This is a genomic window from Palleniella muris (assembly GCF_004792655.1).
GTDB classification, from domain to species: Bacteria; Bacteroidota; Bacteroidia; order Bacteroidales; family Bacteroidaceae; genus Prevotella; species Prevotella muris_A.
This window is the reverse complement of sequence record NZ_SRZC01000006.1, coordinates 25,251-48,216: the sequence shown is the minus strand read 5'-3', so window position 1 is coordinate 48,216 and position 22,966 is coordinate 25,251. Positions and strand designations below refer to the sequence as shown.

Sequence of the window (22,966 nt, the reverse complement as noted above, 5' to 3'; positions counted from 1 at the left end):
TTTTACGGACGGAGCTTTTCGTTTTATTTTTTCGGAACATTTCGTTTTGCGGATTATAAGAAGTCTTTGTCGGCTGATGAAGAGTTTTTCATTCAATCGGTAGTTGACCGGGGTACAAAAGTGCCAGGCAACAAGTTCTTTCAGGCGTTTCCGCAGAATGTTATATGCACCGACGCCAAGGTTGGCAATGACCAGTATGGCAAACCTGCTATCGTGTACCACCATGACGGAGGTGTCGATGGCATTGCACAAGACTTGCGTAAGGCACTCGACGAGTCGTTGCACCTGCGCCTGAATCTGGAATTGTATAATTCCAAAGGCATTAAGCCGCCTACACCTGACCCTGTTACGCCAACTCCTACACCCAAGCAGGATGCGAAGGTGGAAGTTCCAAGAGCTGAAAAAAAGTCGAGCCATACCAATACACCTCTGATGCAACAGTATCAGGAGATGAAAAAGAAACATCCTGATGCTGTACTTCTTTTCCGTGTGGGTGATTTCTATGAAATATTCGGCAAGGATGCCGTGACAGCCTCGGAAATATTAGGTATAACTTTGACCCGCAGAGCCAACGGCAGGGACAATTATATTGAATTGGCTGGCTTTCCGCATCATGCTCTTGACACATATCTGCCCAAACTTGTGCGGGCCAGCAAACGTGTGGCAATCTGCGAACAGTTGGAAGACCCGAAGCTGAAAAAGACACCTAAGCAGAAGGTGGTTGAAACGGTTACACCCAATCAGCCTCCAAAAGCGGAGCCTGAGCCGGAACCAAAGCCTGCCCCCGCTCCTGTTGATTCATCAAAAATGGAACCAGCCAAGGATATAGAGACCGACGGCAGTCCTGATTACACCGATAATCCCGACCCTCGCCTGTTTGCCTACAATCTCTTCGGCGAATTGGAGCCTATCGGCAAACCCCGCCGTCAGCCGAAACAGGCTGAGGATGCCCCCAAGCCGAAACCGAGTGTCGAAGTCAAGGACATACCCGTAAAGAAATTCCGTCCGCTCAATGAAAAGGAGCTGGAGTTTTATGGCTCTCTTAACTGGGAGGACAATCCGCCCATCAATGGATTCTACGAAACCATGATGTCTATTGCCCACCGCCAGCTTGAAGAAATGCGTCTGGAACGTGAGGCGGAAGAAGCCGCCAAACAAGCCGCTGCAAATGGCGAGACTATCAACGAAAGCGGCACCGTCATTGAAAGAACCGAAGGCGACTTCATACCCGGCAGACAGCCAAGAGTGGTTCCACAAAAGCCGGAGCCTGTCGAAAGGGATATGTCTCCCCGTCCTTTCTCGGAGGACATTCAGTTCTTCCACCATAACGGCAGTATGGTCGTTCAGGACGGTCTTGTCGGTTTCCTTTCGGAAGTCCGCAAGAACGGTGCTACGTTCAATCCGCTGTCCCTCAAACCGGAACAGGCGAAACGCGCCATGTTGTATGTAACGCTGTCGGAGACTTATCAGCAGCTCTACAACTACGAGGCAGAAACACATGAGCCGTCGGAACATCTGCGCGAACACCTCAATCAGTATTATGATGAGTTCGTGGAGAAATATGGCAATCTCAATGAGAAACAGAATGTCAAATTCATCCTCATGGATGCCAACGGACGAGATGCGTTGGCACTGGAGCGAGGCGAGAACGGAAGATTTGTCAAGGCTGACATCTTCGATCATCCTGTTTCATTCGCTGTGGATGAACTGACAAGTGTCGATACTCCTATGGAGGCGTTATCTGCATCGCTCAACAAGTTCGGTGCCGTCAATCTGGACTATATGACCGGATTAGTGGATATGTCCGAGGAAAATCTGATTCAGAGTCTGGAGGGACACATATATTATAACCCTCTGGTGGAGAATTATGAAATCAAGGACAGGTTTATCGCCGGAAACGTGGTGCAGAAAGCCGAGGATGTCAAGGCATGGATTGACCGCGAAGAAGAACGTATCAAAAACTTCCCCGGATATGACGGCATCGAGCCATATATCGCTATGGCGCAGGATTCTCTCAAAGCACTTGAAGAAGCCACCCCGCGAAAAATCACTTTCGCCGAACTTGACTTCAATTTCGGCGAGAGGTGGATACCCACCGGCATATACTCCGCTTACATGAGCAATCTGTATGGCACCGACATAAAGATTGCCTATTCATCCTCGATGGACGAGTATTCATGTGACGCGCCACGCAAGAACATGAAGATATGGGAGGAATTCTGCGTCAGAGGCTATTACCGCACATACGACGGCATAAGCCTTCTGAAACACGCCCTGCACAACACCGTCCCCGACATCAAGAAGTCTGCCGGAAAGGATGAGAACGGCCACGATATCAAGGTGCCTGACAGCGAGGCGATTCAGCTTGCCAATACCAAAATCGACGAAATCCGCAACGGTTTTGCCGACTGGCTCGAAGCGCAGTCGCCTGAGTTCAAGGAGAAACTCTCTGACCTCTACAACCGCAAGTTCAACTGCTTTGTGCGTCCGCAGTATGACGGCAGCCACCAGACGTTCCCCGACCTCAATATGAAGATGCTCGGAGACCGCTACGGCATACACTCCGTGTATCAGTCGCAGAAGGATTGTGTGTGGATGCTGTTGCAGAACGGCGGCGGCATCTGTGACCATCAAGTCGGGACCGGCAAGACACTGATAATGTGTATGGCGGCACATGAGATGAAACGTCTCGGACTTGCCCACAAGCCGATGATTATCGGAATGAAGGCGAATGTGGCAGAAATTGCCATGACATACCATAGTGCCTATCCCAACGCGAGGATTCTCTATGCCGATGAAAAGAGTTTCAAGGCGGACAACCGTGTGGCGTTCTTCAATAAAATGAAGAACAACGACTATGACTGCATTATAATGTCGCACGACCAGTTCGGCAAGATACCGCAGTCGCCCGAAATCCAGCAGGAGATTCTTCAGGCGGAACTTGACAGCGTGGAGGAGAACCTTGAAGTTGTCAGGCAGCAGGGGCATGACGTGTCACGCGCCATGCTGAAAGGTCTTATCAAGCGCAAGGAGAATCTTACCGCCAAGATTGCCACCATCCAGTATCAGATGGAGCAGAACCGCGACAACGTGGTGGACTTCAAACAGATGGGTATCGACCACATATTCGTTGACGAATCTCAGAACTATAAAAATTTGATGTTCAACACCCGTCACACCCGTGTCGCCGGTCTCGGCAACGCCGACGGAAGCCAACGCTCCCTCAATCTTCTCTATGCTATACGCACCATTCAGGAACGTACAGGCAAAGACCTAGGGGCGACCTTTCTCAGTGGCACGACAATCTCCAATTCTTTGACTGAACTGTATTTGCTCTTCAAGTATCTACGACCGAATGAGCTGGAGCGGCAGGAAATCCGCAGTTTTGACGCATGGGCGGCTATCTTCGCCAAGAAGACAACCGACTTCGAGTTTTCCGTCACCAACAACTTGATTCAGAAGGAGCGTTTCCGCTACTTCATCAAGGTGCCGGAACTGGCGGCATTCTACAACGAGATAACGGACTATCGTACCGCCGAGGATGTAGGTGTTGACCGGCCGGAGAAACGTGAGATTCTTCACAACATCCCTCCGACACCGGCGCAGGAGGCTTTCATCGAGAAACTGATGAAGTTTGCCGAGAGTGGCGATGCCACGATACTCGGCAGGGCGCCATTGTCTGACACCGAGGAAAAAGCGAAGATGCTCATTGCCACGGACTATGCCCGCAAGATGGCTCTTGACCTCCGGCTCGTTGACCCTTCATACGGCGACGATCCGAACAACAAGGCCAGCCATTGCGCCAAGATGATTGCCGAATACTACCGCAAATACGACGCGCAGAAAGGTACACAGTTTGTTTTCAGCGACCTCGGCACATACAAGCCCGGCGAATGGAATGTCTATTCCGAAATCAAGCGCAAGCTGATTGAGGATTATGGTATCCCGGCGCATGAGATACGTTTCATTCAGGAGTGTAAGACGGAACGTAGCCGAAAGGCTGTCATCGAGGCTATGAACAGCGGTGATGTCAGAGTTTTGTTCGGTTCGACAACCATGCTCGGCACAGGCGTGAACGCCCAGCGCAGAGCGGTTGCGGTCCATGAACTCGAATGCCCCTGGCGACCGAGTGACCTTGAACAACGTGAGGGCCGTGCGATACGAGCCGGCAACGAGATTGCCAAGTTGTATGCTGATAACAAGGTGGATGTAATCATCTATGCTGTCGAGAAGTCGCTGGACTCCTACAAGTTCAATCTTCTTCACTGCAAGGCTACTTTCATTGCCCAGTTGAAATCCGGTGCTATGGGAGCCAGAACCATTGACGAGGGTTCGATGGATGAGAAGAACGGCATGAACTTCTCGGAATACATGGCTATACTCAGCGGTAACACCGACCTGTTGGATAAAGCGAAACTCGAAAAGCGCATAGCGGCATTGGAGAGTGAGCGCAAATCCTTCAACAAGGGCATCGGAGACTCCCGTTTCAGACTCCAGACCATCAGCCACGACATCGCCAACAATGAGGCGGCTATCGCACGGATGAAGGAAGACGCTGCCAAGTATCAGTCTGCTGTTCAGCGAGACAAGGACGGCAATCCGGTCAACAGTCTTGTCCTTGACGACTGTAAGTATAAGGATGAGCAGAACATGGGCATCTACCTGCAAGGATTGGCTCGCACGACCGACACCCACGGTAAATACGTCCGTGTCGGCGAGGTCTATGGCTTCCCGATAAGCATAATATCGGAGCGGACGGTCGTTGACGGCAGAGAAGGCATCCAGAACCGTTTTGTTGTCGAAGGCAACTACAAATACAAGTTCAACAACGGCTTCATTGCCATGAGCGACACACATGCCGCCTGCATGAACTTCGTCAACGCTCTGGAGAAAATCCCCGGCATAATCGCCCAGTACGAGGAACGCACGGCCAAACTCAAGGCCGATGTTCCAGTTCTCGAAGGCATCGTCGCCAAGACATGGGGCAAAGAGGATGAGTTAAAGGCGTTGAAATCCGAACTTGCCGCCCTCGACCGCAAGATTACCGCCGAACTTGCCCCTAAACACGATGAAAAAGACGGCGAGGAAGTCAAGCGGGATGAGCAGCCACAGCAATCACAGCGGGTCGAGAACCCGGCACAATCCTCCGGCTCAAAGGAGTCGATGGTGGCTGAACCTATTTATATGTATGCCTCACGGCGTACTTTCACTGGATTACGATAGATGGCAAAGCCGACAGCTACTGAATTGGATTCAATGCTGTCGGTTTTGTTTTTTGCACTTTATTGTCAAAAATGGGCTACAAATTCCAAGACTATCTTATTTTGTTCTGAAATTGCCGGAGTTACACCTTCGTTGTAAAAATATTGCTCATAGTTGAAGCGAATATCCGCCTGCAATGATTTCTTTCCCATGCTGAATGTAACACCACCGGTCAGTCTGTGTCTTTCAGGATCATCTATTTTTAGATTGCCGGATTCATCTTTCGTACCTTTGCTATGGTCTGACATATAGTCATATCTACCGAGGAATGATATGGACGTCAGCCCCTTTTTCAACGGAAGTCGATATGCGGCAAATGCGTCAACAGCATTTACAGGAGCGAAAGAGCCGTGGGCATAATGCTTGCGGAGGTACTCAGCCTCAATGTGCCATCTCTGATTTTGCCAATAGGCTCCTGCATCGTACATCATCACGTTCACATCCCCGGCATTTGCCTTTTGGCAACTGAGTGTTATATTGAATTGCCGGGCAATCATAGTATTCGCCTTGAACGAGAAATTATAGTTGTCGGTCCAGAATTTTTTTTGATTTGTAAGTCCCGAGCCGTTGAATATACCCCCTTCAAGAGTAATGGGCATACGGTCATTGAACGTCCATGACGCTGATGCTCCGACATCGCGCACATTGCCGACCTGCTTTGCTATGAAGGATCGGTTGGCGAAATACTGTAGATGTGGTGAACGATGAGCGTCAATGGTAAACGGCACTCTCATCTGACCGAAGGTGAATTTTAACGCATCCTTTGGTTGCAGTCGCACGTATGCGTCGAGCATCTTTATTGTTCCCTCGTCAGAAAGGTCTATCTCTGCCTTGTATCTCACAATGGGAATCACCTTGCCTTCCACGCTCAGCCGTGCATTGCGTATCTCGAAGCGTCCCTTGTCTATCTGAGGTTCATATTCATATTTGGCACGGATTGTTCCGTGTATTTCAGGAATGAATGGATTTTTATTCTGAGCCACGGCAGACATTGCAATTACGGACAACACCGCCGTCATAATTAAAATTTGTTTCATGCTGTCTTTAATTTATTGTTGGTTTCGATGTTTCTGAGTGCCTGTGAAAAGGAGCTGACAAAGGAATGAAGATAATACAGGAGCATAAGATAGGAATATGCGGGTGCTCCTTCATCAAAGTCTTCATGGGTCATCCCTTTGGAATGTACGGCTATGCTGTGTTCTATAAAATCCTTCTCCAGACCTGTGTCTCCGGCAATCTTTATTATATCGTCATCAACACCGAGGATGCCGTCAGCCAATCGAGATAGCCTGACAATTCCTCCACGGATTGTCTCAATCTCGCATTTGTATGAAATCGGGATATAACTGTCGGGGGAAGTGACAAGATGCCGTGTCGTTTCGGCTATCTTGTCAGTGGCCTCAAGCATATATTCGCAATATAGTGAGGTCTTACCGATCTTTCCTTCTGTGTCTGCCGAACAATCCCGGACTTTATCGCTGATTATATCAATGGTCTGAGATCCTGTTCGATGGTTCTTACAAACCTCAATATTGTCATTGCTTGAAAGACATTCCAATGCTTTGTCGATAATCGGGCCACATGACTGCATCGTCATAATCAAACACGACTTTCCAACAGGCCGACCAGAAGAGACAAGACAAAATCTTTCCTTTATTTTTCGTCTGCTGATATGTCTTTGCAACATGACAATGATTCCTGCCAGAGATATGATGGAGATAACTGTTATGCACATGATTTATAAGTTTTCTTTGTTGCAAAGTAACCTCATTTTTATTTCACGTTTATATCGGAAATATTAGATAAATATTAAATCGCTCAGACGATTGCAATACAAAAAAGATGGAAGAATAAATCTTCCATCTCAACCTTAGGAACAATCTTTCTTACCTTAGACTTTATACTGTCGGCATCACGATTTTTGCCGGGCGGGTACGGAACTCCGAGTCGCGCAGTTTAGCAAACGCACGAAGGTATTTACGGATTGACGATACCATTTCCTGCGTCTCCTGAAGCATATTGACATATACATACAGAACAGACATTGCCGATGTGTCCCCGTCGCGAAGCTGGTCATGCACACGGTGATATGTATCGGAAACGGTATCCTTGATTTCGTCGCAGTGTCGGCGAAGATTGCCTATTGTCTCGGTGTCACCACTTCTCATAAGTCCGAGAGTATCGTTGAAAAGAGTGCTTATTTGGGTTCTGATTAACTCGTATTCAGTGGCATATCGGGGCGGCAACGGGAGGAAGTTATTGTCGATGTGTTCCTTGCACACTTCGTTGATGCGTCGCAGGTTATATAGTATACCCATGCAGCAGTTATTACTGAGATAGAACCATGTGCTTTTTTCTATCGACATCTCTCGGGTCAGGTGACGGAAGCACAGAGTCTCTTTGCGGCGAGCATTTTTAAGTATCGTTTTCTGACGTGCAAGGCTTGACTCTGTTTTGCTCAGCACCCCGGAACTTTCAGTTATGAAAGCTGATGTTATATCCCGGTATTTTTCCTCGGCATAGGTCATGAATTTCTCCTGTTGTTCCGTGATATACATCATAAGCAACGGCCATGTCTGCGTTTTATCCTGAGTGGATATTATGGTCTGGAACAGTGCATCGCCATTGTCTTCCTCAGTCTTCTTTCTAAATCTCCGATTGCTGTTGATAATTATGAATATCGTCAGAGCCGCCAACAGAAGCATAACCCATTGTCCGCCATAGTGCATAGCAGCGACAATCATTCCCGCACCGATAAACGCCGCTCCCGCAGTCAGGAACCAACCACCAATTACTGAAATCACACCGGTGATGCGGAATACCGCACTTTCACGACCCCATGCTCTGTCAGCGAGAGAAGTACCCATAGCGACCATGAATGTGACGAAAGTAGTTGACAGGGGCAGTTTTAGTGAAGTACCGAAGGCAATAAGCGCGCCGGCAAGTACCAGATTTACAGAGCCGCGTATGAGGTCGAAAGCCGCCCCTTGATCCATAATGGTCTCATCCACATTAAAACGGCGGTTGAACCAACGGCGTACTTTTATCGGTGTCACACGGCGCACCCAAGATAGAAATGATAAAGTCCATCTAACCAATCTTCTGGCGATGCGGGATGAACCGAACATCTCATCGCCACCCTGCTGGCTTCCGAGTCCGATTTCAGTCTTGGTCACATTCCGGGCTTTTTTTGACGTTGCAAGTGACACCACCATTATGACACCGGCACCGATTAGGAAATATATCGGGGTGTTTGCCGGGCCGTTGAGCGAATCCATAAGGAAGCCTTTGGAATCTCCGCCGCCGTTGGCTATAAAATCCTGATATGAAGCCAGACCGCTCAAGGGAACACCTATGAAGTTCACAAGGTCATTTCCGGCAAATGCCACGGCAAGCGAGAATGTACCCATCAGCACAATCACTTTCAGCACATTGACCTTGCAGATATGGAGCAGTTGCATCAGCACTGTAAAAACTGCGAAACAGGACAGTATAATTAACGCTGTATTGTTTTTTATCCACGCTTTCAGTTCAGGGGTCATAAAAGAAAGATCCTTTGCCCCTTTAATCAGGAGGAAGTAAACAATCGCAGTGGCGCAGATACCGCCGAATATCCCTATCTTCCATTTCAGATTGCTCCGGTAATTGAACGAGAACACCATGCGGGATATGAACTGCACCACCGTACCGAAGAAAAAGGCTATCGCAACAGACAGGAATATTCCGAGAATAACCGACAAGGCTTTCTCTGTGTTAAGCAAGTCATCAAAACCGAGACCGATGCCTCCCGCCATTTTGATAAGAGCTACAACGAATGTAGCACCCAAAAGCTCGAAAACCATTGACACGGTTGTCGATGTCGGCATACCCAGCGAGTTGAAGATGTCGAGAAGGATGATGTCTGTGACCATTACCGCCATGAAAATGCAGATAAGGTCATAAAATGAAAAATGCTCGGGACGGAAAATTCCGTGCCGGGCAATCTCCATCATACCGTTGCTCATCGCCGCACCGATAAAAACACCGATGGAAGCGACAATCAGGACTCTTTTGAATGATGCCGCCTTAGACCCGATTGCCGAATTCAGGAAGTTGACAGCATCGTTACTCACACCTACTGACAGGTCAAACACAGCCAGCAGAAACAGAAAAATTACTACGCAAAGAAACAGTATTTCCATTGTTGTCTTAATTACTTATTCTGCTGCAAAGTAACTAAGAAAACATTTCATGAATATTTCAAAATCCTTAACCATTTATTAAAACTACCGAACAGTCAGAGAGTTTAATTGCGGTCAAACCGTATATAGCTCTGTTCGATGGGTTTATATGTGGGGTCATCCCACAGGCGGCTTGAAATCATCAGGTCGGCACTTATACGGTTGCAGGCAATCGGCACGTTGTGGAGACGACATTGACGCAAAAGCATCTGAATGTCCGCCTCGTGGGGCTGCGCATTAAGGTCGTCTATCAGGAAAACAGCGAGGTCAATCTCGTTTCTTACCACCATTGCGGCTATTTCGGCATCACCGCCCATCGGACCCGAGTTCATACATTCGACTTGAGCATCTATTCCTGCTTCTGAGAAAGCATTCTTTATAAGCCCTCCGGTCGTGCCGGTACATACCAGCTCATGTTGGGAAAGATATTGGGCGTTGAATTTTACCCAATCTACCATATCGGCTTTGCGTTGGTCGTGAGCGACAAGCGCAATTTTCAGTTTTGTCTTCATTTTGAGTTCCTTGAAAATGTTATTTTGAATAATAATCCTCCAGAGCATTTATTTTCGGCGATAATCTCGCCACCATGCATAATCACGGCGTTTTTCACTATTGAAAGGCCGAGTCCTGTTCCTCCCGCCGCACGCGACCGACCCTTGTCGATGCGATAAAACCTTTCAAACAGCCTTGGAAGGTGTTCGGATGGTACACCGCAACCGTTGTCTGACAATGTTAACGTCACCTTGTCGCTATCCAAACCGGTTAATCCTATTTTTATCCTTGTTCCTCCACTATAAACAATGGCGTTGTCGATAAGGTTGTTGAACACCGCTTCAAGCAACGGCGAATTTCCGGCCATAACGATGTCGCGGGAAACAAAATTCTCGATTGTTATCCCTTTTGTGGCGGCAAGTATCTGTCGGTCCTCAACCACGTCATTTATTATATCAGTGAGATTGACCTGTTCCTTTATGATGGAGGTGCTTCCGTCATCCATGCGCGTAAGGAGTGACACATCGGTCAGAAGCCGCTGTAGCCTTTCCGTGTTCGTAAGGCAGCGTTGCAGGAACAACGTTTGCTTTTCATCGCTCATATTCCTGTGTGCCAGCATCGTTTCCACGCTGACCCTGATTGACGCTACGGGAGTTTTCAGTTCGTGATTTATATTGTTCGTGAGTTGCTTTTTGATGCGTTCCTTTTCAAGCTGCTCATGAAGAGCGGCACGATGCTCGCTGTCCCTGTCTGCCACCGCCTGTTGCAGACGGGCATATAGACGGACTATGTGGTTTGAAATCTCGCCAAGCTCATCGTGGGGAAACGGTTCTGTATCGGAAATCTGTGCCCCGTTTTCCACGTTCTCGGCAAATTTGTTAAGCCTGATTATGTGGAGACCTACCCTCCGGGTTGCGAAATAGCCCAGGATGCACATAATCAATGTAATAATCCCCATAATCCATAAAAAACCGTAATCTGCTTGCAATAGTCCGCTGAACGATATGGAATACGGCACTGCGGTACGGACAATATTGCCGTCATTGCTCTTTCTCGCCGAGTAAAAATAATAGTTGCCTGTACTCTCGCTGTGCCGTCTTACAGCATAGCCGGAGCCATTCAGCATTGCATCCCGTATTTCCTGACGGTCAAGGTGGTTGGTTTTAGGCAGGGAATCAAGTGTGTTGTCATATATTATATGTCCTTTGTCGGAAATTACGCTGACACGGATATCGTCAAACGGTTTGAAATCGTCGAGTCTGATATCCGGGACATAGTGTCCCTCTCTTAGTTCTGTAAGAATATATGTATTGATAAGCTGGAGCTGCTTGTCAATCTCTTCCGCTTTGAATTCCTTTTCCCTATGATACTGAAACACGACAAAGCAGCCTACCATCAGCAAGGAATATCCAAGAAGCCACACGAACAGCCGCTGCGGATAGGAGAGCTTATTCAATGAACCCATAACCGTACCCCGAGCGAGTTACAATATTCTTGCCGTAGATGCCGATTTTCTGGCGGATACGGGTTATGTTCACATCTACAACCCTGTCGAGCACTACAACCTCGTCAGGCCATATCTCGTTAAGCAAATCCGCGCGGGTGAAAACCCGCCCCTGGTTGGAGATTAGTTTGAGCAGTATCTCAAACTCCTTTTTAGGCATTTTCACCTCCGTCCCGTCAACCGTGCAGGTCTTGTTTTTTGCAGACAGGACCAGCCCCTTGTATGAAACAAGGTCAGAATCAGCCTTGGCAAGTGCGACAGAAGCCGCCGTACGGCGAAGCACAGTCCTTATTCGGGCAAGTACAGCTTTAAGAGAATAAGGCTTCATTATATAGTCGTCAGCCCCGAGATCAAGTCCCGAAATCATATCCTCCTCAGTGTCTTTTGCTGTGCAGAATATGATGGGAATGGAGGCCGTTGCCGGATTTGACTTCATTATGCGTGCCAGTTGAGTCCCGGATATTTCCCCCATCATAATATCGAGGAGTATCAAGTCATAGGCGGCAAGGTTGAGGGCAAGAGCCTCCTCCGCGCTATACGCCATGTCGACCTGATAGCCTTCCGCTTCAAGATTGAATCCAAGGCCGTCACACAGGGCTTCCTCATCATCGACAACAAGTATCTTCTTTTTTGTTTCCATACCGCAAAATTACTAATAATCGGTTAAATACTGTCCTAATGCTCAAAAGTTTAATAAAAGTTTAATGACACAATTTATTTCATAAAATCTAAACAAATCTGATAAACCCATGAAATATTATTTAGCGAATTTTGCAGCGTGAATCAGAAACAAAAAAACAATCACAATGAAAAAAGTAATATCAACTTTTTTGGTCGCACTTGCTTCAAGTCTGACCATTATGGCGGCTGACAGTCCGAAATACGGACAACTTAAAGGCCGCATCCTTGACAATGAGAAGAACCCGCTGCCGGGAGCGGTGGTTATCATCGACGGCAACAAGCTGTCGGCGGTTACGGATCTCGACGGCTTTTTCTCGTTTGCCAACCTTTCATCCGGGAATCATAATCTGAAAGTAACGTATATCGGTTTTCTTCCGGTCAGTAAAACAATCGTGGTTTCGGAAGAATCGACGGTTGACGACATTGTAATGTCGGATACATCACAGGATCTGAATGAAGTTGTAGTGACCGGCGTTTTCTCCGGGCAGCAGAGAGCCATAAATGCCCAGAAGAATAATATCAATATAACCAATGTGGTGTCTGCCGACCAGATTGGCAAATTCCCCGACTCGAATATCGGAGACGCTCTGAAACGTATAAGCGGTATCAATGTGCAGTATGATCAGGGCGAGGCCCGCTTCGGTCAGGTACGCGGCACTCCGGCTGAGTTCAGTTCAGTGACAATCAACGGGTCAAGACTGCCATCAGCCGAGGGAGACATTCGCAATATTCAGCTTGACCTTATACCGTCCGATATGATTCAGACAATAGAGGTCAGCAAGACACTTATGCCGGATCAGGACGGCGATGCCATCGGCGGTTCTATCAACCTCGTTACGAAAAATTCGCCACACAGATTTACTGTCGGAGCCGTAGCGGGAACAGGCTACAACTGGATAAGCCGTAAGGCGCAGATGAATTTCGGACTCACTCTCGGTAACCGTTTCTTCAATGACCGCTTCGGAGTGATGCTTGCGGCCTCCTATAATAATGCGCCAGCCGGATCATATAATACAGAATTTATATGGGAAAAGGATGACGACGGCAAAATCTATGTCAACGACTATCAGATAAGGCAGTATTATGTCACACGAGAGCGACAGAGCTACTCATTGTCGCTCGACTGGAAGTTCAATGACTTCAACAAGGTCTGGTTCAAGGGTATTTTCAACAACCGCAATGATTGGGAAAACCGTTACAGGACAACACTCAAAGACATTACGCCCGAAGGGAAAGCCGATGTGCGTGTCCAGACAAAAGGAGGTTCGGGTGACGAACGAAACGCCCGTCTTGAACGCCAACGGACAATGGATTTCACTTTGGGAGGTGAAAACCGTTTAGGTATCCTTGGCATGGACTGGAAACTGGGATATGCACGGGCTACGGAGAAACGCCCGAATGAGAGATACATCGACTACCGTCTCAAATCGCAGAGGTTCAGCTTCGACCTGAGTAATCCGAGAGAGCCATTTGCCACTCCCGACGAAGGATATACAATGACCTTGAATGATGACTTTTCGCTCAAAGAGCTTACACAGCAGCAGGAGGATATTGTGGAGCAGGACTTCAAGGCGGCACTGGATTTCAAGGCCCGACTTAGCGAACGCTCAAAAATCAAGTTCGGATTCAAGTTCGTGAACAAGACAAAAGATAAGGAGATAGACTATTACGAATACACTCCGCTTGACAAAAAGGCATTTAACGCAGATGCGCTTGCACATACCACAGACCAAAGTACCGACAAATTCATGCCTTCCTCAAAATATCAGGCCGGCACATTCGTTGACAAGAAATTTCTTGGCTCCCTCAATCTTGACGATTCCAATTTGTTTGAGCGAGAGCAGATTGCGGAGGAACTTGCGGGCAATTTCCATGCGAGGGAGAATGTGGCATCAGGTTATGTGCGTATTGATTCCAGACTTTCCGACCACCTTAACTTTATGGGCGGTCTGCGTGTCGAGAACACATCACTGCGTTACATAGGCAGAAATTACGATGATGAATCCAACAGCGTCTCCAAGACCGAGCCTGAGACCTCAAATTATATAAATTTCCTCCCCTCATTATTATTGAAATGGGACATCAACAAGGATTTCATGCTGCGTGCCGGTTATAACCAGTCCATATCCCGGCCAAAATATTCCGCACTCGTTCCCGGCATGAATATCAAACGTGGCGACAATGAGATAAGGATCGGGAATCCCGGTCTGAAAGCAACGACATCTCACAATATCGACCTCAACGCTGAATATTACTGGAAGTCAATCGGACTTGTGTCCGCCGGAATTTTCTATAAAAGAATAGAAGGATTCATCGTTGATGAGGTGGCTTATAACAAGGAGTATCAGGGTACTGTCTGGACTAAGTTCACACAACCTAAAAACGGTGGCAACGCTAATCTTTTCGGAGTGGAAATGGCATGGCAGCGCGATTTCAGTTTCATCACACCGGCGATGAAGTGTCTCGGACTTTACGCTACATACACCTATACCCACTCACGCATTACCGACTTCAACTTCGAGGGTCGTGAAAACGAGAAGGGCCTTAGCTTGCCCGGTTCTCCCGAGCATACAGCCAATCTCTCGCTATATTTCGACAAGTGCGGTTTCTCCGCAAGAGCCTCATTCAACTATGCCTCGGCATTTATCGACGAAATGGGCGCAAGTTCGTTCTACGACCGATACTATGATGCCGTGAAATATCTGGACCTTAACGTCAGCTACACATTCGGGCGTAAAACAAAAATAACAGTATATGCCGACTGCAATAATCTCCTCAACCAGCCTCTGCGCTATTATCAAGGTAGCAAGGACTACACGATGCAGCAGGAATATTACGGAGTGAAAATCAACGGCGGTGTAAAAGTAACATTCTAAAAATACAAAACAATGATTCGTAAATTACTTATCGTGGCTTTGGCTCTCATCCCCTCTTTTGGAGCCATTGCCCAGACTGAAATCGCCAAAGGCGATGTGAACCTGATGGTAGTGTCAGACCTCGGACGCAACGGTCACTATGACCAGAAGCCTGTTGCCGCGACAATGGGCAGAATTGCAGAACAAATAGGACCCGATGCTATTCTTGCTCTTGGCGACACACATCACTACGGCGGAGTGGAAAGTGTGACAGACCCGTTGTGGATGACCAACTATGAGCTTATCTACGACCACCCGGAGCTTATGGTGAACTGGTATCCCGTCTGCGGCAACCATGAATATCGCGGTAACACTCAGGCGGTTATTGACTATTCCGGCATATCCCGCCGTTGGGAGATGCCTGCAAGATATTACACCAAAACATTTGAAGATGACGGGACAACTGTCAAGGTGGTATTTCTCGACACCACTCCTTTGATTGACAAATACAGGAAAAAGACCGACACATATCCCGATGCTGTGAATCAGGATACCGAAGCCCAGTTGCAATGGCTCGAAAAGACTTTGACAGAGGCGACGGAAGACTGGATCGTTGTGGTCGGTCATCATCCCATCTATGCCTATACCGACAAGTCGGAATCTGAGCGAACAGATATGCAGAAGAAAGTTGACACAATTCTGCGGAAGCACAATGTGGACATGTATATCTGCGGCCATATCCACAATTACCAGCACATCCGCCGCCCGGATTCAAAAATCGACTATGTGGTCAATACATCCAGCTCCCTCACGAGGACTCCGCAAAAAATTGATGGCACTGTTTTCTGCAATGATTCTCCCGGATTTTCAGTCCTAACCGCCGATAAAAATAATCTCAGACTGAATATGCTTGATAAGGATGGCAAAACGGTCCATATAGTAAACCGCACCAAATAACACATGACTTATGTGATATTCTGACAAATAACTACAAAAAATCAGATACGTTTCATGCTCTTTCATGGAACGTATCTGACTGTGTATTTTAATAATTCAAAAATTATCTAACAATGAACAAGATTCTCATTGTAGAAGCCTCCGAATCCGACCGTCGGCTTATGTCGGGCCTGCTCACGCGAGCCGGATACGAGCCGATTGCCGTTGATAAGATGGAGGCGGCAAAAGTCGAGGTGGCGAAGCTGCCGCCAGGCGCGGTCGTGGTCTCGGCGATTTCTATTTATTTTCTCCGGAGTTTTTATTCTTTTTCATTTCCAGTCGTTGTTTTTTCTTTAGAGGGGGCAAGCCAAATCCATGCGTGATTTCTAATAACGTCATGAGATTATACAAATGGCTTCTTGATATGCCAAGCTCTTTTGCGGCTCTTATAACAACCCCTTTGTTATTCAGCAAAGCTGTTTTGATGCTATGGCTCTGGTCAATCAGCGAGTCATTCCTGTCAAGATGTGGCGTAAGGTTCATGTGAGAGGGCTTGATATACATGGAGTCAGCCATCATATAACTTTGTTTGAGAGCTTGATAAAGACCTCGAAGATTCTCATCCCACACATGGGCGCGAATAGTCTCCAGTGCATCTTTAGTGAATTTCCGTTCTGAAATTTTTGCCGTAAGGCAATATGCCCTCAATAGATTGTCTGCCAGCATCGGCAATTCCTCCTTAAACTGGCTTAAAGAAGGAACGTTGATGATAAAGTCGCTGATAAGCGCGTATAACTCAGCGGAGAAGTCTCCGTTGCCTACCTCGTGTTCAAGGTATTTGTTTGTGGCGCAGATTATAAGACGGGGATTCTTGTCAGCGACAGGAGCATCCACAACTTTATTGATTTCCTCATACATAATTTTTTGAGCAACCCGATCGAGTTTGTCAATGTCATGAATATATAAGGTGCCCTTGTCGGCTTGGTCGAACATGTGCCTGACGCTTTTCCGGAATCGGTTCTCACACTCCACCGTCCATACAGTATCATTGGGGATATTACTGTCTGAGCTACAGTTGGCAAATACAAACAACCCTTCGCATCGCGGGCTACTGAAATGGGCAATCTGCGCGAGGACTGCCTTACCGGTTCCTCCGGCACCCATTATCAAAACCACATTATTCTTTCGGGGATTCAGCCTTTCACGGACTTGCAGACACTCACATTTTGCATGACTGAGCCATTTCAGAGGCGTTTCTTCGGAATACAGGACACTCAACGGCTCGGTCAGCGGGTCCACTCCAGTTATTGAGTGAGTGAAAATCTTACCGTTAGAGAGTTCCCATATATCAATCTCCCCACTTGGATGACCATTTACTCCAAGAAAACAGGTTTCGATCTCGGAATGGTTTATATGAACCCACGTCATGATTCTTCTGGCGACCGGGTCTTGTTGAGTGACATCAGACATAACGTGAGTATAGTTGCCGCCGTTAATCTCCGCTATTGCTTTTTTGAAGTCATGGGTTATGGTAACACGTGACCTCATTGCCGGGATTGAGTCCAGCAGCAGCGCGAGTGGCGCATCCTTTGAGGCAAAAAGGAGCACCTTCCATTCGGATAAAGGCATCTTTTTCGGTCGTTTTTTCATTTTTTCTTCGATATATCCAATTTTGGGGGAGAAAATGAAGTCTTGAAATCTCAAATACACATTAAGAAACATTCTATCAGCAGATAAAGTTCTTTTGGTTGAAAACACTTTAGACATTTTTGAATGTAGAAAGACAGTTCAAAATACATTCTGAATACACTCAACTACATAAAACACAGCAATTCAACGCATTGACTAATAGACGACAACGAACAAAATTGACTATTCAGCTTGTTATGATTCTGCATTCACGGTTGAATGCCTCGAAACCACAAAAAACTATTTGTTTATGGAAACAAGACGTTTGGATCTGTTCCACCTGACAAATCTTGAAGTATTTAAGAATCTGCGTCAGGGCCTTTTCTCAGCAGAGCTTCCTGCACAACTCACAGACCTCATCATAACCATCCATGAGGTCACAGCAACAGGCTCACCCATGCACAACTACGCGCTGGAACTGCTTACTATCGCCGACATCCAGTTATCGGAAATCAAGAGCCGTATGATGCTCAATCAGGTCAACGAGGCGTTGGCATCAGCCTTCAATACCGCACACAGTTATGTGTCGCGAAAGCTCCAGTCGCTCTCTGCCATGACCGGATTCACCCCTGAAACCGGTGTGCCGGACATCAAAAGCACCCTCCGCTGGCGCAAACCCAAATCACACTTCGCCCACCTGTGCCATGCCATAAAGGTAGGCGGCTGCATCATGGACGATGATTCGTTCTCAGAGCTGGTACGCAACATGGCGGCAGCACTCAACCTCGATGTAACAGTCCACTACGTCAACAACATAATATCATCGCTCAAATCAAAGGATTCAAGCAAGAGCGTTACGGAATTTCTTGACGGCCTCAAAAAGGGCGTCGAAGAAGACGTGCAGCGCAGACTTGACAATGAAGACGATAGAGCCTGATGTCCATCCACTAAATCCGAAATTCCCAGTATGAAAGAATCTATACAATTTAACAGAGCACAGTTTGCCGAACTGTATCACGCTCTGAAAGAAGACGGATGCTTCAATGAAGAGATTCCGCAGGAAGAACTCGTAAGAATCTTCGCAGACGCTGTCACCACAGACAGCCCCGAAGATGAAGTGTTCAAATCAATCACCTCCACCGGTCACTACGAGGGTTTCGACCCGGATGACGAGGAGGACGACATCGAATATATCGAAGATGATTTCGACGAATATGACGACTTCGATGAATACGACCAATATGAAGAATATGAAAGCCTGAGCGCATAAATCACTATGTGAAAGCGCAATGAAATGATAATCCCGGCCCATTCAGTAACTGAATGAGTCGGGATTGCTGTTTATATACCTTTGGGGAGCAATCTACATAGAACCGGATCTTCCTTGATGCGTTCTATTTCTCGTTCTACAAGGTCGCGGACATCTTTCTTAACCTGCTCGTAATTCTTCTGAATCACAAATTTCATTTTTGATTTGTCCTCTGTGTCATCCTTGAAGTCTGTAAGAATCGGAATCGGCCGGTATCTTGCTTCATCCGCCTTGACTTTCTCGGAGTCCACCACTATCTCGGCATGAAAGATTTTCTGGTCAATACGCTGGTCGATATTATCGGACACGGAGCCTACAAACATACCCTGTGTCAGTGTCGAGATTTTGCTCTGCGGAATCAGACTGTCCATCTGGGTGTTGAACGAGTGGCTCACATCATTGCGGTTGATGCTCATGGACTGACGCTTCTGCAACACCTTGCCGAACCTTTCGGAAAGTGTCTTGGCGGTTTCGCCAACGACCTGTCCGGAGAAGATGTTTCCGACAGTATTCATCACCACCGCCGCCTCCTTGTCGCCATAGTCGCGTTTGAGCTGTGAGAAATCTTGAAAGCCGAGGCAGACGGCAACCTTATTGCTTCGTGCCGTTGCTATGAGATTGTCGAGTCCCTTGAAGTAAATAGTTGGTAATTCGTCAATTATCACTCCAGACTTCAACATTCCCTTCTTGTTGATGAGTTTGACAATTCGGCTGTTATACAGACCGAGAGCCGCCCCGTAAATATTCTGACGGTCGGGATTATTGCCGACACACAGTATCTTCGGCTCTTTCGGATCGTTGATGTCGAGAGTGAAATCATCCCCGGTCATAATCCAGTATAACTGCGGCGAAATCATGCGGGTAAGAGGAATCTTTGCCGATGCTATCTGTCCCTGAAGCTGTTCCTGCGCGTTGCCCTGCCATGCGTCGATGAATGGCGAAAGATAGTTTTCCAGTTCCGGATAGCTTGTCAGAATCGGGAATATCTGTTCGTATGGCCGGCAAAGAAATTCTATCGCATGAGGGAACGTGCAATATTTACCATTCTCAAATCGCTTCAAATACCAGATGATAGCGGCGAACAGGACGATTGGCGACTCGACGAAGAAGTCTCCCTGCTTTTGCAGCCACGTGCGGTTCAAGTTCATCATGATGGTATATGCCGACTCGTAAGCGTCGGCAATATCCGTCATGAAATCGGGATGAATAGGATTGCAGCGGTGAGAGTGTTCAGGGTCATCGAAGTTGATGAAGCAGAACCGAGGCGGGTATTGGCCATATTTATCCATGTTGTTCAACATGTGATTGTATGCAATCATCGTTAAATCAGGACTTTTGTAATCATAGACGTACAAGCTGAACCCCTTCTCAATCTGCTGCTTGATGAAGTTATTGACTACCGCGTATGACTTGCCGGAGCCGGGGGTGCCAAGCACTATTGTAGCCCTGAATGGGTTTACGACGTTAATCCAGCCTCTGTTCCACTTCTTTTTGTAAAAGAATTTTGTGGGGAGGTTGATGGAATATTCATTTGTCTTCTTCTCGGTCTCCTGCATGAACGATTCATTTTCCTCGTTGAAGCGGTCGTCCATCATATTGTTCTTCAACAAACGGCTTATCCATACACCTCCCAACAAGAGACAGATAAAACCTGCCACTGTAGTAATAATATAGAGAACCGTCAAAGGGATATAGAGCATCCACCAATTGAGGAAGAACAGAGAGACACCAACCGACAGGATAATCCAGATTTGGCGCCATTGGATTTTCTCATTCTTGACACCCTTCGTGCCGAAGCACGAAAGGGCAAGAAAAAGTAGCGCCCACCATTTGGCGTTCCACGGATTGTTGAACAGTCCGCCGGCCTCATTGAGATTGCCGAGCACCTTCATTGTCTCGGCGTGGAACCGCCAGCCGCCTATAAGCGACTGGCAGAACCAATAGATATTAGCGACCACAAGTATCATGGCTACGCCACGAAGCATATCCATGATTTTGGCAAGCGACCGCAGGTCATCTTCTTGTTGTGACATACTTGTTTTGATTTAGAAATTTAGAATTAGAGTTTCGGACCACGACGTTTTTTCTTCTTACGCCGTTGCATCTCGCGATAGAAGGCTTCTTCCTGTGCATCGAAAGCCGGGCCGACAGAGAACAAACCGCCCAGCCCCTCGAACATGGAAGTGTCATCATATCCGTGGGATTGGCTTTGAGCGGATGTTGATTGTGCAGTATGCCCGTGCCGGTTGGATTGATTGTCGGATGCTGTGCCGTCGGATTGGCTGTCTCCACCCTGATGCTGATACTGATGCTGACTATTGTCAGGAGCCGTTCCGTTGTCCTTAGTGTTACTATGCGTCTGGACAATCGGTTTCTCAGCCGGATTATTGAACCACTTTTCAAGGGCGTTGGCAGAAAACTCCTTGCCGAGACGGGAGCCGTTGAGAACTGTCCGGGTATTGTGGTCGATATAGGTGGCCCCATATATCCGGCCATCATCGGTGTATCGAAGCACAAGGTCTATATTCTCCGTTTTCAGACGGGCAATGAAATCGTCCTTGCCGGATGACTGCGCCATGACCGCTGCGACTTTTCTTTTCGTGGGTCTGACATCTATCTTCTCTTTGGCATTCTGATAACGCTGGTCAACAGCCTCACGACCGGCAAACTTACCAAGTCGTGAAGCCTTCAGCGGAGTTGAGATAGTTTTGCCGTCATCGTCCATTGCGAAATAGACCAGACCATGATACTCACGACCGTTATATCGGCCGTCGGCTTCCTCACACCTTATATTATATAAGGAGAGGACAGCATTGTATTCGCCTAATGTCTGGAACTTATAGCGCATCCCGACCAGCTTTACAGCCATAGCCACCTGACGCTTGACATCTCCATTCGGATCAACCTTGTTGATTGGCATATCCGGCGTAACCTTCTGACGTTCGGCAGAATGAAGACCATACTTCTTTTCAAGTTCGCGGGTTATCTCCTTACTCTTGTAAAAGTTGTTCTTGGTAGATATTGCCGTGCCGTCCGGTCGTACCCTAAGAGCAACAATGTGAATGTGGTGGCGATCAATGTCTTCGTGCTTGACGATGAGATATGGCATATCTGCAAAGCCCATCTTTTCCATATACTCGTGTGCCAATTGAGCATATTCGGCATCACTAAGACGGTCGTCTGGATGCGGATTCAAGGATATGTGCATCATCGGTTTCTCCGCTTTGGTGGATTGAGGCATCCACATCTTGAAGTCTTCAAAAGCGCGGTGGATGTTGATGGTGCCGCTGCCGTCATTGTAGATTTTATTAGTGGCAAGCACCTTGCCCTTCTCCTTGTTGATTTTCTCGCCGTTATATACCAGACTCCCGTAAAGAGAATTTCCTACTGAGATTTTTGCAACCATTGCTCGTCGAAGTCTTTGGCGAGAGCGACAATCTCACGGTTTAGCTTTACCAGTTTGATAGTCTCCTGCTCCAGTGCATAAAGGCATTTCAAGGCTTTCTTTTCGGTGAAATTCTCTTTCAATGTCTGCACCAATAGGTCGTAATCGTTCACAATCTGACGATACTGATTATTGAAATCGGAAAGGTTGCTGATGAAGATACGGCTGTTGTCATCAATATAATGTACCTTGAAAGTTTTTCCAAAGAGCTGCATTTTTATGAATGCCGAGAGAGATGCGATGCCGGTTTTTTCCTGCATTTCGAGTAATCTCGCCTGTTCCGATGCGGTAAAGTTTACCGAACAACGGAATGCTGTGGAGGGGTCGGCCTTCTTGTGCCGCCCTCCACGGTAGTTCACTTGTTTCATAAATTGGATGGAATTTAGTGGGTAAATAGAGATACTGCCCCGCAGGGAGACCTTCGGCGATTACGACTTTGGAGTAATCGCAAGCCCCATGCAATGGCAAGGCGGTTTATGCTGCAAAATGAGTTTCATGCAGCGTAAACCATACCTTGCAATGCACGTTTGTGCATCCTGTTCGATAGAAAAATCGTTGTGGGAATAATTACAATACTCCGGTCTCCGAAAACACATCTTTAATGAAAGATTTTCACAATGAAATCAGTCCGAC

General features: G+C 47.3%; 15 protein-coding genes. 5 read left to right on the top strand and 10 right to left on the bottom strand.

Going from position 1 to position 22,966, the window contains the following annotated elements; all coding sequences use genetic code 11:
* Window positions 1-120 precede the first annotated feature (120 nt).
* Window positions 121-5,223, top strand: a complete 5,103-nt coding sequence (locus E5358_RS04735) for a MutS N-terminal domain-containing protein (protein WP_422121061.1) — start codon at window positions 121-123, stop codon at window positions 5,221-5,223.
* 65 nt (window positions 5,224-5,288) lie between these two features.
* Here E5358_RS04735 and E5358_RS04730 read toward each other — a convergent pair whose 3' ends face one another.
* The 6 genes from E5358_RS04730 to E5358_RS04705 form a co-directional block, all read right to left on the bottom strand.
* Window positions 5,289-6,299, bottom strand: coding sequence for a porin (locus E5358_RS04730; RefSeq protein WP_135939117.1), 1,011 nt, complete (start codon window positions 6,297-6,299; stop codon window positions 5,289-5,291).
* Window positions 6,296-6,859, bottom strand: a complete 564-nt coding sequence (locus E5358_RS04725) for a hypothetical protein (RefSeq protein WP_135939116.1) — start codon at window positions 6,857-6,859, stop codon at window positions 6,296-6,298. The genes E5358_RS04730 and E5358_RS04725 overlap by 4 nt, the downstream gene beginning before the upstream one ends.
* Before the next feature lie 301 nt (window positions 6,860-7,160).
* Complete coding sequence (locus E5358_RS04720) at window positions 7,161-9,443, bottom strand: inorganic phosphate transporter (protein WP_123486097.1); 2,283 nt, start codon at window positions 9,441-9,443, stop codon at window positions 7,161-7,163.
* 104 nt (window positions 9,444-9,547) lie between these two features.
* Entirely contained in the window at window positions 9,548-9,994 is a 447-nt protein-coding gene (locus tag E5358_RS04715; RefSeq protein ID WP_123486096.1) for a methylglyoxal synthase, read from the bottom strand.
* Window positions 9,991-11,439, bottom strand: a complete 1,449-nt coding sequence (locus tag E5358_RS04710) for a sensor histidine kinase (RefSeq protein WP_135939115.1) — start codon at window positions 11,437-11,439, stop codon at window positions 9,991-9,993. The genes E5358_RS04715 and E5358_RS04710 overlap by 4 nt, the downstream gene beginning before the upstream one ends.
* Entirely contained in the window at window positions 11,423-12,118 is a 696-nt protein-coding gene (locus E5358_RS04705; protein ID WP_135939114.1) for a response regulator transcription factor, read from the bottom strand. Before E5358_RS04705 ends, E5358_RS04710 begins: the two co-directional genes overlap by 17 nt.
* A 166-nt stretch (window positions 12,119-12,284) precedes the next feature.
* Here E5358_RS04705 and E5358_RS04700 point away from each other — a divergent pair, with 166 nt between their 5' ends.
* Together E5358_RS04700 and E5358_RS04695 are read left to right on the top strand one after the other, a co-directional pair.
* Complete coding sequence (locus tag E5358_RS04700) at window positions 12,285-15,035, top strand: TonB-dependent receptor (RefSeq protein ID WP_135939113.1); 2,751 nt, start codon at window positions 12,285-12,287, stop codon at window positions 15,033-15,035.
* A gap of 12 nt (window positions 15,036-15,047) precedes the next feature.
* On the top strand, window positions 15,048-15,971 hold the full coding sequence (locus E5358_RS04695) for a metallophosphoesterase (protein WP_135939112.1): 924 nt from the start codon (window positions 15,048-15,050) through the stop codon (window positions 15,969-15,971).
* Window positions 15,972-16,247: 276 nt separating this feature from the next.
* Here the strand turns inward: E5358_RS04695 and E5358_RS04690 are convergent, their stop codons facing one another.
* Window positions 16,248-17,717, bottom strand: a complete 1,470-nt coding sequence (locus E5358_RS04690; RefSeq protein WP_123486093.1) for a sigma 54-interacting transcriptional regulator — start codon at window positions 17,715-17,717, stop codon at window positions 16,248-16,250.
* Between the two features lie 172 nt (window positions 17,718-17,889).
* On the opposite strand from E5358_RS04690, the gene E5358_RS04685 reads away from it, so the two are divergent.
* Together E5358_RS04685 and E5358_RS04680 are read left to right on the top strand one after the other, a co-directional pair.
* A complete protein-coding gene (locus E5358_RS04685) occupies window positions 17,890-18,516 on the top strand; it encodes an RteC domain-containing protein (protein ID WP_123486092.1) in 627 nt (208 codons plus the stop codon).
* A 30-nt stretch (window positions 18,517-18,546) separates the two neighbouring features.
* Complete coding sequence (locus E5358_RS04680) at window positions 18,547-18,849, top strand: hypothetical protein (protein ID WP_123486091.1); 303 nt, start codon at window positions 18,547-18,549, stop codon at window positions 18,847-18,849.
* A 71-nt stretch (window positions 18,850-18,920) separates the two neighbouring features.
* Here E5358_RS04680 and mobC read toward each other — a convergent pair whose 3' ends face one another.
* The 3 genes from mobC to E5358_RS04665 are packed head-to-tail and all read right to left on the bottom strand — an operon-like array spanning window position 18,921 to window position 22,701.
* The gene (gene mobC, locus E5358_RS04675) at window positions 18,921-20,921 is read right to left on the bottom strand and encodes a conjugal transfer protein MobC (protein WP_135939111.1); all 2,001 of its coding nucleotides are present in this window, start codon (window positions 20,919-20,921) and stop codon (window positions 18,921-18,923) included.
* Window positions 20,922-20,947: 26 nt separating this feature from the next.
* Window positions 20,948-22,294 (bottom strand): conjugal transfer protein MobB, encoded by a 1,347-nt coding sequence (mobB, locus tag E5358_RS04670; protein WP_135939110.1) that lies wholly within the window; start codon window positions 22,292-22,294, stop codon window positions 20,948-20,950.
* Window positions 22,273-22,701, bottom strand: coding sequence for a plasmid mobilization protein (locus E5358_RS04665; RefSeq protein ID WP_135939109.1), 429 nt, complete (start codon window positions 22,699-22,701; stop codon window positions 22,273-22,275). Before E5358_RS04665 ends, mobB begins: the two co-directional genes overlap by 22 nt.
* Between the last annotated feature and the right edge of the window lie 265 nt (window positions 22,702-22,966).

Bases quoted from the DNA above. Each gene is read 5' to 3' on its own strand.
- E5358_RS04730 (WP_135939117.1), bottom strand. From the start codon at position 6,299: ATGAAACAAATTTTAATTATGACGGCGGTGTTGTCCGTAATTGCAATG.
- E5358_RS04725 (WP_135939116.1), bottom strand. From the start codon at position 6,859: ATGACGATGCAGTCATGTGGCCCGATTATCGACAAAGCATTGGAATGT.
- E5358_RS04720 (WP_123486097.1), bottom strand. From the start codon at position 9,443: ATGGAAATACTGTTTCTTTGCGTAGTAATTTTTCTGTTTCTGCTGGCT.
- E5358_RS04715 (WP_123486096.1), bottom strand. From the start codon at position 9,994: ATGAAGACAAAACTGAAAATTGCGCTTGTCGCTCACGACCAACGCAAA.
- E5358_RS04710 (WP_135939115.1), bottom strand. From the start codon at position 11,439: ATGGGTTCATTGAATAAGCTCTCCTATCCGCAGCGGCTGTTCGTGTGG.
- E5358_RS04705 (WP_135939114.1), bottom strand. From the start codon at position 12,118: ATGGAAACAAAAAAGAAGATACTTGTTGTCGATGATGAGGAAGCCCTG.
- E5358_RS04700 (WP_135939113.1), top strand. From the start codon at position 12,285: ATGAAAAAAGTAATATCAACTTTTTTGGTCGCACTTGCTTCAAGTCTG.
- E5358_RS04695 (WP_135939112.1), top strand. From the start codon at position 15,048: ATGATTCGTAAATTACTTATCGTGGCTTTGGCTCTCATCCCCTCTTTT.
- E5358_RS04690 (WP_123486093.1), bottom strand. From the start codon at position 17,717: ATGTCTAAAGTGTTTTCAACCAAAAGAACTTTATCTGCTGATAGAATG.
- E5358_RS04685 (WP_123486092.1), top strand. From the start codon at position 17,890: ATGGAAACAAGACGTTTGGATCTGTTCCACCTGACAAATCTTGAAGTA.
- E5358_RS04680 (WP_123486091.1), top strand. From the start codon at position 18,547: ATGAAAGAATCTATACAATTTAACAGAGCACAGTTTGCCGAACTGTAT.
- mobC (WP_135939111.1), bottom strand. From the start codon at position 20,921: ATGTCACAACAAGAAGATGACCTGCGGTCGCTTGCCAAAATCATGGAT.
- mobB (WP_135939110.1), bottom strand. From the start codon at position 22,294: ATGGTTGCAAAAATCTCAGTAGGAAATTCTCTTTACGGGAGTCTGGTA.
- E5358_RS04665 (WP_135939109.1), bottom strand. From the start codon at position 22,701: ATGAAACAAGTGAACTACCGTGGAGGGCGGCACAAGAAGGCCGACCCC.